At 31.6% G+C, this 12,796-nt stretch carries 11 protein-coding genes, 1 tRNA gene and 1 pseudogene; 8 read left to right on the top strand and 5 right to left on the bottom strand.

Going from position 1 to position 12,796, the window contains the following annotated elements:
- Positions 1-438: 438 nt before the first annotated feature.
- Positions 439-1,317 (top strand): annotated as a pseudogene (locus tag ABD816_RS05375) (IS982 family transposase).
- 335 nt (positions 1,318-1,652) lie between these two features.
- Here ABD816_RS05375 and ABD816_RS05370 read toward each other — a convergent pair.
- A tRNA-Arg gene (locus ABD816_RS05370) sits at positions 1,653-1,726 on the bottom strand.
- Between the two features lie 250 nt (positions 1,727-1,976).
- Between ABD816_RS05370 and ABD816_RS05365 the strand changes: the two genes are divergently transcribed.
- On the top strand, positions 1,977-2,489 hold the full coding sequence (locus ABD816_RS05365; protein ID WP_344925390.1) for an adenine phosphoribosyltransferase: 513 nt from the start codon (positions 1,977-1,979) through the stop codon (positions 2,487-2,489).
- 67 nt (positions 2,490-2,556) lie between these two features.
- Here ABD816_RS05365 and ABD816_RS05360 read toward each other — a convergent pair whose 3' ends face one another.
- Positions 2,557-3,369: a hypothetical protein gene (locus ABD816_RS05360; protein ID WP_344925388.1), complete on the bottom strand. Its 813-nt coding sequence runs from the start codon at positions 3,367-3,369 to the stop codon at positions 2,557-2,559.
- Positions 3,370-3,800: 431 nt separating this feature from the next.
- Here ABD816_RS05360 and ABD816_RS05355 point away from each other — a divergent pair, with 431 nt between their 5' ends.
- The 6 genes from ABD816_RS05355 to ABD816_RS05330 all read left to right on the top strand — a co-directional run bounded on the left by ABD816_RS05355 (position 3,801) and on the right by ABD816_RS05330 (position 8,462).
- A complete protein-coding gene (locus tag ABD816_RS05355; RefSeq protein WP_344925386.1) occupies positions 3,801-4,757 on the top strand; it encodes a calcium/sodium antiporter in 957 nt (318 codons plus the stop codon).
- Between the two features lie 350 nt (positions 4,758-5,107).
- On the top strand, positions 5,108-5,431 hold the full coding sequence (locus ABD816_RS05350) for a hypothetical protein (RefSeq protein WP_344925384.1): 324 nt from the start codon (positions 5,108-5,110) through the stop codon (positions 5,429-5,431).
- 206 nt (positions 5,432-5,637) lie between these two features.
- A complete protein-coding gene (locus ABD816_RS05345) occupies positions 5,638-5,961 on the top strand; it encodes a hypothetical protein (RefSeq protein WP_344925382.1) in 324 nt (107 codons plus the stop codon).
- Positions 5,962-6,146: 185 nt separating this feature from the next.
- A complete protein-coding gene (locus tag ABD816_RS05340) occupies positions 6,147-7,262 on the top strand; it encodes a sensor histidine kinase (protein WP_344925381.1) in 1,116 nt (371 codons plus the stop codon).
- Positions 7,252-7,977, top strand: a complete 726-nt coding sequence (locus tag ABD816_RS05335) for a LytR/AlgR family response regulator transcription factor (protein ID WP_344925379.1) — start codon at positions 7,252-7,254, stop codon at positions 7,975-7,977. Before ABD816_RS05340 ends, ABD816_RS05335 begins: the two co-directional genes overlap by 11 nt.
- Complete coding sequence (locus ABD816_RS05330) at positions 7,977-8,462, top strand: peptide-methionine (S)-S-oxide reductase (protein WP_344925377.1); 486 nt, start codon at positions 7,977-7,979, stop codon at positions 8,460-8,462. The genes ABD816_RS05335 and ABD816_RS05330 overlap by 1 nt, the downstream gene beginning before the upstream one ends.
- 77 nt (positions 8,463-8,539) lie before the next feature.
- Here ABD816_RS05330 and ABD816_RS05325 read toward each other — a convergent pair whose 3' ends face one another.
- From ABD816_RS05325 to ABD816_RS05315, 3 genes are all read right to left on the bottom strand, one after another.
- Positions 8,540-9,718, bottom strand: a complete 1,179-nt coding sequence (locus ABD816_RS05325) for an AIR synthase related protein (protein WP_344925376.1) — start codon at positions 9,716-9,718, stop codon at positions 8,540-8,542.
- Between the two features lie 78 nt (positions 9,719-9,796).
- Positions 9,797-11,293, bottom strand: a complete 1,497-nt coding sequence (locus tag ABD816_RS05320; protein ID WP_344925375.1) for a carboxypeptidase regulatory-like domain-containing protein — start codon at positions 11,291-11,293, stop codon at positions 9,797-9,799.
- A 22-nt stretch (positions 11,294-11,315) separates the two neighbouring features.
- Positions 11,316-12,791 carry a CsgG/HfaB family protein gene (locus tag ABD816_RS05315; RefSeq protein WP_344925374.1) on the bottom strand — a complete coding sequence of 492 codons (1,476 nt, stop codon included), beginning with the start codon at positions 12,789-12,791 and terminating at the stop codon, positions 11,316-11,318.
- Positions 12,792-12,796: the final 5 nt, after the last annotated feature.

Raw genomic sequence — 12,796 nt, 5'->3', positions numbered from 1 at the left:
GATATTAAAGACCGTAAAATTAACTTAATTTTGAACAATAGTATAGTATTCCAAAATAATAATTTGTCAGTCTATTTTTTGACACAAGAAAAGCTTTTTAGTCACTTTATTCTTTCCTTTCAAAGGATACTCAATTGGAATGTAATAATAAAGAAATTATTTAGTTTTCTTACTTTAGTAAAAAAATGGATTAGGCTCATAGGTAAATTTGAAACAATTTTAGTAATATTATTTATCCTATTAAGTATAAAATAAAAATAGTACGAGTAGTATACTACCTTTTTATGTATATATTAAGGAGATTTATAGAATCATTAAGAGACTTAACATCAATCTTAATGTTATAAAATTTTATTATGTATAACCCGTTGTGCATTTAGAAAAAGTTGTGCAAACTGCTAAAAGGCAGTAAATTGTAGTTACCACACTATAATTTATATGCACAACTTTCAAGCAAATTACGATAAAATACTCAAGGTTTTAAAAGAATTAGGTTCAGAAATGGATTATTTACATCAAATACGTAAACCTAAACTAAGAGATAAAGAACTTATTGCTATTGATTTAGCCTCAGAATATATGAGTATTGACAGTGAATGTCAGCTATTTCGAATTTTACCTGCTGATTTATCTGATAAAATAGAGCGTAGTGTTTACAATAGAAGAAAGCGCAAATTATTCCCTTTTAGAGAATCGCTTCGCAAAGAATTGGTATTGAGGTTGAATCGGTTTCTGCGCTGTTATAGTATTGACAGTATGCCTGTAGAAGTTTGTAAATTATCAAGAAGCTCCAGAAGTAAAATATGCAAAGATCAAGACTATAATTTACCTGAAAAAGGTTATTGTGCCAGTCAATCAAGCTATTAATATGGTTATAAACTTCACGCTGTTTGTTCTGTTCAAGGTGTTACAGAGAGTATGGATATTAGCTCTGCTTCTGTACACGATATTAACTATTTGAAGGATGAAAAACATCAATTAAAGGATTGTGTACTACTTGGTGATAGAGGGTATTAATTAGCACAATATCAACTAAACCTATTTGAACATCATAATATTAGACTTGAAACTCCTATGAGGGTTAATCAAAAGAATTATAAATAACAACCTTATATTTTCAAGAAATCCAGAAAACGTATTGAGACATTATTTTCTCAACTTTGTGATCAATTTATGATTCGAAGAAATTATGCTAAATCTTTTGAAGGGTTTAAAAATCGAATCTTATCTAAGATCACTGCAATGACAGTTATTCAATACATCAACAGGTTTGAATTCAATAGAAACATCAATAATTTGAAAATTAATATTGTCTAAATGCACAGCGGGTTTGAAATTCTATTATTTATTAAATGTAATTAGAGTTGTAAGGAGATTATTTAAGGGTAATTGATCAACTAATTTAAAACGACATTTCCGTGCAAATTTTGTACAAAAAAAAAGCGTTACAGTAATTTTTTATATAACAATTTGATTATCAAGTGACCTCGGCAGGATTTATTTTCCTTTTGAGCTCCCGCCTTGCAATAGCAAGTTCAATTGTTATCACAATTGTTTTCTATTTTCAATCCATTTACAAAAGCGGATGGCTTTTGACATTTCTTAAAAACAAAAAATCCATCCGCTTTGACGGATGGACTTGCTGCTCTAAGTGACCTCGGCAGGATTCAAACCTGCAACCTCTTGAGCCGTAATCAAGTGCACTATTCAGTTATGCTACGAGGCCGTTTTGCGGGTGCAAATATAGTCGTTTTTTATAATGTAGACAATATAAAGATTGTTTTTTATTTGTAATATTAACTCCATACTATATTTTAGAAATAAAATCTTAGAAATAGACCGTGCTACTGGATTAAATCATACTAAATTTATGTAATATTAACTGACTGATAGAACTTTTATCAGACTTTTCATTTGTTCAATAGTTTAGTAAAAACTTTTTGGTAAGATTCTTCGATTTTTATTTATTTGTGAATATGAATATAGAAAAACTGATAAGAGATGTTCCTGATTTTCCAAAAAAAGGAATTGTATTTAAAGATGTTACACCACTTTTAGCAAATAGAAAAGCATTGGTGCAATGTGCAGATCAATTGGCAGCATTAAGCCCTAATGATATAAAAATAGATAAAGTTATTGGAATAGAAGCAAGGGGTTTTATTCTGGGAGGAATGATTGCGGAACGGTTAGGAGCAGGTTTTGTTCCTGTCAGAAAAAAGGGAAAGTTACCATCAGAAGTAATTTCTAAGAAGTATGGATTAGAATACGGTGAAGATACATTACAAATTCATACTGATGCTATTGTAGCCGGGGAGCATATATTAATTCATGATGATGTTTTGGCGACAGGAGGTACGGCAAGTGCAGTATGCCAGTTGGTTGAAGAATTAGGAGGTATTGTAGTACAATGTAATTTTATTATGGAATTGGACTTTCTTAAAGGTAGAGATCATTTGATAACTAATGTTGCTTCCCTAATCAATTATTAGTTAATACATAAAGTGCTTTTCATATTATTGAAAAGCACTTTATGTATTAATTTGTGTAGTCTTACTTTTATTTTTTGGTAGTTGCAATAATGGCACCATCTTTTGCTTTTTCTCCATAAATACTAATTGCGGTATCTGATTTAAGAAAATCTACGGCTTCCAGACCATCTAAAATGGCTAACTCATTTAAAGTTTCAAAATCTGATTCTTCACCATCAATAATAATTAACTTCTCTATATCAGGATCGTTGATAAAGTTGAATTTTTTTGAATGATTTCTCTTAGGAGAAGATTGTTGCTTATTGAAATTAAAACTTCCATCCTCATCGCCCATAAACTGAAAAGATTTTAGTATCTGATCTCTTAACTGGTCGATATCCATATGCTCTCCATTAAAAAACATAGAATTATCCATATCATCAAAGCTAAAGGCGAAATGTTGCCCATTAAATATACTATCCATAGCAGCATTTGGACCACTAAAATTGCTTTGATTTTTCCAGGAATCAATATCAAACATTCCAGAGTTGGTGATGTAAAGATTACCATTTTTAAAACCTAGCTCTATATCAGGAATAGGTGAAGTAGACGAGGCAGAGTATTTACTTTTAGTAGTTCCTTTTTTTAAAGTAATACTTAATCCTGTAATCTCATTTGATTCATTGTATTTTAATCTATCAATTATAAATTCAATATCGTTTTTAGCAAAGTAGGCTTTGAGGTCTTCTAATTCTTTCTCTGTAGTATTTTTATCAAATACTGCAGTAATATCATTGTATTCTGTGTTATTTTGAAAGTAGTATGGATACGTCTTACTGGTAAATGCTGATAAGGTAAGAATACTAAGTATACATACTTTTAAAATGATCCATTTTTTCATATCAATCCGGGTACTAAAATTTTAATAAATACTACCGTAAAGACGAAAAACGTATAGAAGTGTTGCAAAAAAAAGTCTTTTTATCTATAAATTTATCCTAAAGCCTTTTTGGTTACATATAACCTCCAACCAAAAATTAATAGTTGTACTTTATTGGCCTTACTTAAGTCTAATTGTTTTTTTGAATAACTAGGTAAGATTAGTTTATTCAGTTTAGATAAGAAGATAAAAAATGTTTTTTGCATGAGGCAAAGATATTAAAAATTCAGAGTATCGATTCATATAAAGTTTTCAATAGATAAAGATGAATGGATATGTTTTTAATATATTGCTTTTGCTATCAATTTATTTTGGATTTCTTTTAAAAAAAAATACTACTATATGGACTTACGGGATACTTATTCTATATTCGCTAAATAAAAATTTAGTAAATGATTCAAAGTATAATTTTTGTTATTCTAGGGTTCGTACTTCTTGTAGTGGGAGGTGAGTTTTTAGTACGTTCATCAGTAGCATTATCTTTTAGGTTAAAGTTATCCAAAATGGTTATCGGTCTTACTGTCGTGTCATTTGCGACCTCTGCTCCAGAGTTGTTGGTAAGCCTTCAAGCTGCGTTAGAAGGCTCTGCAGATCTTTCTTTGAGTAATGTTATAGGTTCTAATATAGCAAATATAGGTATGGTGCTAGGAATTACAGCACTTATTGGTCCATTAGCTATTGATAAAGATTTTTATAAATTTAACTGGCCGGTAATGATATTATTATCATTGGCATTATATCTTTTTGTGGATAATGATGGTACCCTTACCAGGATGGAAGGAGGCATATTATTACTCTCTCTGTTAGTGTATCTATTTTTGTTATTAAAAAGAGCAAGAAAGCATACAGGTACTATAGTAGAGGAGGTGGATGATGCATTAGCAAAAGTTTCAAATTTTAAAATGATCCTTTGGCTGATTATAGGTGGGTCTGCGTTGTATTTTGGATCTGAATTATTAGTGTCAGGTGCAAAATTTATAGCAAAATCTGCTGGGATTAGTGAAGCCGTAATTGGTCTTACTATGGTAGCCGTGGGAACAAGTGTTCCTGAATTGGCAGCCTCTGTTATTGCGGCATTAAAACAAGAGAAAGCGATTTCTCTGGGAAATCTTATCGGTTCTAATATCTTTAATATCGCTTCTGTTTTAGGAGTAACTTCTTTGATTCAGCCCATTACTTTAAGCGATACCCGATTAATGGAGATTGATATTTTCTGGATGCTTGGTTTTGCATTGGTATTACTACCATTAGCTTTTATTCCTAAAAAGATGATATTGGGAAGAATAAAAGGGTTCTTTATTTTTGCAGCTTATTGCGTTTTTATAGCTTTAGTTTTTATTAAACAATAGTGATTAATTTTCAGGTAGTAGTATAAGTTAGTATCGATAATTGTTAACCGATAATAAAATTAGTATAATCTCTGTGACTTTTTATGTGCTAATACATTAGGTTGAAAGTACTACTTGATTTTATCTTCTTTGATTCTAAAATCATATCATATGATGAAGCCTGTTTCTGATACCTTGACGTTCTAAATTATAAAGTTGTATAGTTTTGAGACACTTTGTAACATATCATTGTATTTACCAAACCACTTATCATATCAATTTTACCGCTCATCATAATTTTAAATTTTGTAGTTGTCTTTCTGAATACTTTTACATCAGAAAATAAATATTAATTTAAAAAACAAGAGATTATGAAATATGCAGAATATATTATTGATGCTAATAAAGTAGAATTTTTTAATTCGGTTATTGGAGTGGAAGAAGTATTTATAAATAATGAAAAGATTTCTAGTAAATTCTCGCTTTTTGGAAAGCAACATTTTTTTACCATAGGAGATGATAATTATGGGGTTAACGCACAAATAGATTTGACAGGTATATCTGTTAAGGTTCATAAAAATGGAGTGCCTGTGGAGCTTAAAAACAAACATAAGATAGGTATTTTACCTCTTATTGCTCTGGGTATTTTTGGATTTGTAATAGGGATAGCAAGTGGTTATTTTTTAATGCATTAAAAATCTAAGTTTATGATTGTAGTTGTAAAAATTGTTATTCATTTTATGTTCAGTTTTATTACAGATATTCATGGGGCATTGAATCAATTATTCTAGATGCATGGTTCGTCTCAATCCATTAAGAAAAACCTTAAATATAAAATCATCTCTTATTCTGGTTTTTTTAATAGAAGATTTAAATTTTGATGATATATACTAATTTAATTATGAAATACGCTCAATATATAATAGCAAACGATAAAGTAGAAGTTTTTAATTCTATTACTGGTATGGAAGAGATCTATATCAATAATAAAAAAATTTCAAGTAAGTTTTCTGTCTTTGGAACTGAACATTTTTTTAGACTTAAAAATAATCAATATTTGATAAAATCGTATCTGGATTCAAATCTGATTGGAATGTCTTTTGAGGTCCGTAAAAATGGAGTGCCAATAGATTTAGAGAATAGGTGTAAAATAAAAACAATAGATAAAATAGGACGATTTCTACTAGCAATCATATTTGGTGTTGGACTTGCTTTTATTTTTTAATTATTTAATTGTTGATTGTATATCTTTGAAAAACAGTGTTTAGTTGTATGCTTCAATTGAGTTTCTATTGTTAATGTTTTTGAGGCTTCTTTTTTTAACTTTGATATTAAAATATTTTTTAGAATGTATAAACAATCAATTATTCTAGGTAGTTTTTTTACCAGGAATATATCTTCGGAACTTGTATGGTAGCTATAGAAAATTTTATTTTAAAACATAAATGGAACTTTATTTTCTGGAGCCTTCAGTTAGAATTCTGGAGTGTTTTTTGTACATCAGTATATTCAGTGAATATGATGGTCAATCAATTACTGGATAAACCAAATGAAACAGAACTGCTTCCTATTGTATATGCAATTGGTTTGACTGTTTTAACCGCTTTAGCAAGAGCTTTTATTAATAGAAAATTTTCTTTAGTAAATTCAGATTCCAAAAGCATATCAAGAATAGTTATTGGTATTGTGCTCGTAATTAGCTCTTCATTAATGCTGATTGGCTTCTGTGCAGGTTTTTTAGATGGTTTATTAGACGGTGATGGTATTAAGGTAAAATTGGAAAATGGATTGGAGTCTGATCATATGATTAAAGTTGTCAATGTACTCCAGGTTGTTAGTGGATTGTTTGCCATACTTTTATGGATAGGGGCTTATATTATTGCGAAAATTATTATTAATTATGTAGTAGATCAATTAAACAGATCTCGATTAAATGCCAATTTAAAACAAGCACAGCTTAATACATTAAAAGGACAGATTAATCCCCATTTTATGTTTAATAGTCTCAATAATATTCGTGGTTTAATGCTAGAAGATGTTCAGAAATCAAGAGAGATGATTACCAAACTATCAGAAGTACTTCGGTATTCACTTAATAGTCATAAGTTAGATACAATACCATTGCAAGAAGAAATTGAGACTATAAATAATTACATTCAGTTGTCAAAAATTCAGTTAGAAGATCATTTACAATATCAAGAAAATATTACTGCCGATGTATTAGATGTAGAGATTCCTCCAATGATAATACAGATGCTAATAGAAAATGCTATCAAACATGGTATTGCTGATCAGGTAAATGGAGGTAGGGTGATTTTGTCCATTCAGCAAAATCAAGATAGTTTGCATATTGTGGTGAATAATACCGGAAGGCTAAAAGAGCATACTACATCTTCTACTAAAATAGGAATAAAAAATATAAAAGAAAGATTACAACTACTGTATGGGGAACACGCATTCCTTACCTTAAAACAATTAGATGGTAGTGTGGAGGCTTCACTTAAAATACCTATATATGAAAACTAACACAGCGGTCATTGTAGAAGATTCACGTTTAGCACGTAATGAATTAAAAGAATTACTTAAAGCCCATCCTACTATAGAGATGATCGGCGAAGCAGAGAATGTGGACAAGGGTGTTGAATTAATTAAAAAAACACGCCCTGATATTCTATTTCTGGATATTAATATGCCAGAAAAAAATGGGTTTGATTTATTAGAGTTATTAGACGAAACGCCTCTGGTAGTTTTTACCACAGCCTATGATGAATATGCCATTAAGTCTTTTGAATACAATGCATTTGATTACCTTTTAAAACCAATACCTCAGGAACGATTTTCTAAAACAATAGAGAAAATAGAAAAAGAAATTGCACAGAAAAAAGTAGCAGAATCAGAAGAAAAACTATCAGAGACCAGTCAGATTTTTATAAAAGAGGATGAAAAATGCTGGTTAGTCACTATTGCGAAAATTAAACTTTTTGAAATCGTAGGAAATTATACCAGAGTATATTTTGATACAAATCAACCTTTAATTTATAAGTCACTGAATCAAATAGAAGGAAAATTACCTTCCAAAACATTTTTTAGAGTTAACAGGCAGCAAATCATTAACCTGAACGCTATTAAAAAAGTTACTCCGTGGTTCAATGGAAAACTAAAAGTTGAGTTAGAATCTAATTTAGAAATAGAAATATCAAGAAGACAATCTATAAAGTTCAAAGAACAGCTTGGATTGTAATGGGTATTTACAAGTTAGGATTAGGAGGGGGATGCCATTGGTGTACAGAGGCAGTTTTTCAATCATTACATGGAGTTCTCACAGTAGAGCAGGGGTATATTAGCAGTATTGATGAAAACATATCATTTTCTGAGGCAGTTATTATACATTATGAACCCAGTATCATAGTATTAAAAGATCTTATTGAAATTCATTTGTATACCCATCAAAGTACTACAAATCATAAGTTAAGAAAGCGATACAGAAGTGCTGTGTATTTTTTTTATGAAGATCAAAGACAGCAGAGTAAAGAAATTCTTCAAGAATTACAGCGTGATTTTGATAAGAAGATACTCACGCAAGTGCTTCCATTTAAAACATTTAAATCTTCAAGACCTGAACTTTTAGATTATTATAAAACGAATCCCGAAAGACCTTTTTGTAAAAGTTATATTCATCCTAAATTATTAATGCTAAGAGAAAAATATTCAGAAAAACTAAAGTAATTTTTACAAAACAGACGATTAAAGGCTGTTAGAAAAGACTCTTAGTTTTCAGTTGGTATAGTAGTTAAGAAATTAGCTTAATATATAAAAGTACCAAACTCAGAAATAATAGTAAGTTTCTTATCCTCTGAGGCCTCTACCTTACCTATAATCTGAGCGTCTACATCAAAACTTTTAGAAATCTCAATGATGTCATTTGCTACCTCGGGAGAAACATATAATTCCATACGATGTCCCATATTAAATACCTGATACATTTCTTTCCAATCAGTACCAGAGTTTTCCTGAATCAATTTAAACAATGGAGGGACATCAAATAAATTATCTTTAATAATATGTAACTGATCAATAAAATGTAAAATTTTAGTCTGTGCTCCACCACTACAATGCACCATACCATGAATCGTTTTACTATCAAACTGAGATAATATTTTCTTTATAATTGGGGCATATGTTCTTGTAGGTGATAAAACTAGTTTTCCTGCATCAATAGGTGCATCTTTTACAGGGTCAGTCAATTTAGTTTTACCAGAGTATACTAGTTCTGATGGTACTGCAGCATCAAAACTTTCTGGATATTTTTCTGCGAGAATTTTACTAAATACATCGTGTCTTGCAGAAGTAAGACCATTACTACCCATACCACCATTGTATGATGTTTCATAGCTTGCCTGACCAAAGGATGCTAAGCCTACGATCACATCTCCTGCTTTTATATTGGCATTATCAATGACTTCACTACGCTTCATTCTGGCGGTCACAGTAGAATCAACAATAATAGTTCGTACCAAATCGCCAACATCGGCGGTCTCGCCTCCTGTAGAATGAATGGTTACCCCAAAACTTTTTAACTCTGAGAGTAGCTCTTCAGTCCCATTAATAATAGCAGAAATCACTTCGCCAGGGATTACGTTTTTATTACGTCCTATGGTAGAAGATAACATGATATTATCAGTAGCTCCAATACATAATAAATCATCAATATTCATAATAAGTGCATCCTGAGCAATGCCTTTCCAAACAGAAATATCTCCAGTCTCTTTCCAATACATATAGGCCAGAGAGGATTTTGTTCCTGCACCATCAGCATGCATAATTAAGCAATACTCAGGATCACCAGTAAGGTAATCAGGTACAATTTTGCAAAAAGCTTTAGGAAAAAGTCCTTTGTCTATATTTTTGATGGCACTGTGTACATCTTCTTTAGATGCAGAAACTCCACGCTGAGCATAGCGTTTACTGATTTCTTGACTCATTATTCTATTATTATAGGTGGTAATAAGCAACAAATATAATCCAATTTCAGAACTCAGAATTCAGAATTCAGAATTATCTTATTCCCAATCTGCCATGGAGGCATTTTCTATTACAATTTCTCTGGTACTAGGTTCTGTTAACGATTGTGTTTGTATATTTTTTTGAGAAATACCATCATTTGACGTATTAGAAAAAATAACCCCAGCCTCGTTGGGTGAAAAACGAGCATCGAGATCATTAGTACCAGCAGGTTTTTCTGTGGAGAGATCTAATCTCGAACTGTCGCTAAAAGAATATACAAATAGATGTGTATCTAGTTGTCTATAAGTACTATTCTCAAAACCAGAAACATCATAAGAGTATAGTAATTTACCACCATCTACAGAGAGATTAATGCTACCAGCAGCTCCGGAGACACCGGATAAAACAGTTTCTATTACCACTCCAGAAGTGTTAATAGTGAAGATTTCTACATTATAACCGTTAAGATCATTTGTTTTTAATATTAAAGTACTGCTATTCTCATTTTTGTCAACCTCTGTAATTAAATTACCTGTTGTTGTTTGGTATAATAAAGAAAGACCACTACCATCCGTATTGATACTATATAATTTGTCTTGATTAGGGAATATTAATTTTGCGCCATTTTCTGCCCAGCAAAAATCAATTTCTTCCAGATTAAAACCAGCTACAGAAACAGAAGAAGTTACTTGTGCAATTTCAGAACCATCTTGATTCATGGTAAACAGATGAGTTTGTCCTCCTGTAGATTGTAAAAATGCAATTTTACCAGTATTAGTATTCCTTCTTGGTCTAAAACTGTTTTTAGCTGTAGAAGTAAGTTTGATTTCTGTTGTCCCATCCTCATCAGCAGAATACAGAACACTATTCCCTTCTACAGATCGTGCAAAAATAATTCTGTTGTTAGGAGGGCTTACTGTCTCAAAAACAAAAGGTGTACTATTAACAGCGTTATTAATACCATCAGAGCTGCTAACCTGCCATGTATAGGTTACATTATAGGATAAATTATTCAATGTAAAGGTGGTATCAACTATATTTTCAAAAATTTCGACAGTTGTATTCTTATCATTTCTGAGATTGATAGTATATGTGAGATCATCATTGTCGGGATCACTACTTCCTGTCCAGATAAGGTCTATATCTATAAGTTGGTCAATAGCATTGTCTGATGGTGACAGGAGAATAGCAGCTTCAGGTGGTCTGTTCCCTGCCGTTTCGACTTCCATTTCAAAAACAATCTCTATTTCTTTATCAGCAAGTACAGAAACTGCTTCAAATTGCGCTAATAAGCCTTCTTGTTGTGCAGAAAGAGAATAGTCGCCTACAGGAACATTATTCAGAATATACGCACCATTGTCATCGGTAAACACAGTACTTGTAGGAGGATTAGTTGCTATTTTAACATTTGGCAATGGTTCATTTGATCCGTCTGATACTACTGTACCTTTTATACTACCTAAACCTTCTAAATCAATAGTGTCCTCACTACATGCTATACTAAAAATAGTAGTGATAATATATATGAATGTTTTTATAATATGTTTCTTCATTTTTGCGAGAATTTTTTAGGTCTCAATTTTTTGGGATGTTGTCATTTTCTATGACCGCTCGGTTTCTTTTCCGCAATTTTTTAATTTCTTGCTCTTCTTGATGTTGTTGTTTTCTGAGTTTTTTATCCATTTTGATAGGATTTTTAAAATACCAGTTCAGTCCCAATGAAAAATTAAAATATTGATCATCTCTTTTTCCTTGGGCAACTCCGTCCAGCTCGTCATCGATAACGAGATTATGTGTAGCATTTAAAGAAATACCCAGTTGATCAGACAAAAGGTATTCTATGCCTCCTCCATATTGGAACTTAAAAAATGAATTTTTGAAGTCATCCGTATTTGCAGTTCCAACACCTCCAAAAAAGAAGGGTGTTAATTTTTCAAAAGGCAATAAAGTTAACTCTGCATTAACATCCACTGCATTAAAACCTTCAGAGAATGCTTCAGAATTAGTGAGTTCGAATTTACTTAAGCTTATATCGGCGTTTAGGTATGGATTCAAATACCATTTAGCTCCCATTTTTGCAAAATAAGATACATCTGCATTTGTATAGTCACCGCTGATAAGTGCAGTGCCTCCATGAGCAAAAACTCCAAATTTTCCTCGTCTTTCTTTAAAATAACGTTCATATAACCCAGTATTCTGAGCTTCATTTTTTTCAGAATTATATGTATCTACTAATGCGGTAACCTCTTCTGGCGCTGCTTTAGCACTCCATAACTTATCTTCTATTCCTTCTACGATTAATGAGGCTACTGCTTTTTCAATTGCATCAGAAATAGCAATTTGACCAGGTTCATTTTTAGTAAAACCGGTTTCTGCTTCTAACAATCGACTAAATTTAACATATCTAAAAAAACTTGCATCCAGTGCTTGAGATAGAATAGTTTTGGAGACATATACCGTTTTGAGAATTTTACCACTGGATGTTGAGACGGCACGTAAATATACAGTGATTCTATCTTGTCTGTATTGTGTAGACCCTCCAACACCAAAATACCTTGCACCCAATCCTCCTGTTATTATATTAGAATCATAAGATACAATGCCTCCTTCCAGAATAATACCTGCGTATAATAAAGGTGGTAACTGAGGTTCATTTGTATTATTGGTCTTTCTGTATTCTTTTCGTGTTGAACGTATGATGTTTCGTTCATTTAATAAATTACTTAAGTTCTCCCGCTCAATGGGTACAAACCACTTAGAATCTTCTAGTGCTTTTATTAATATGGTGGTAGCTCCCTGTGTCACCGCGGTACTAAAGGTGCTTCCTGATTCTGTGGGTTTATATTGACCTGTTTGATCTCTGAATTTATATACTCCAACCACCACGGGTTCTACAGGAGGAGGGAAGTTTTGTAAGATCTTTGTGGATTTAGTTTCTTCTCCAATTCGTGCTTGTTCTATGGTAATGGGCTGATTAAAATATGTACCGCATCCTGATAATAATAATGTAAAAGAAAATAATAGGATACCTTGATAAACCGTATGACGCATTAAAA

It is taken from the genome of Aquimarina addita, from assembly GCF_039539305.1.
GTDB classification, from domain to species: Bacteria; Bacteroidota; Bacteroidia; order Flavobacteriales; family Flavobacteriaceae; genus Aquimarina; species Aquimarina addita.
The sequence above is the reverse complement of the archived record's forward strand: the minus strand, read 5'-3'. Positions and strand labels throughout refer to the sequence as shown.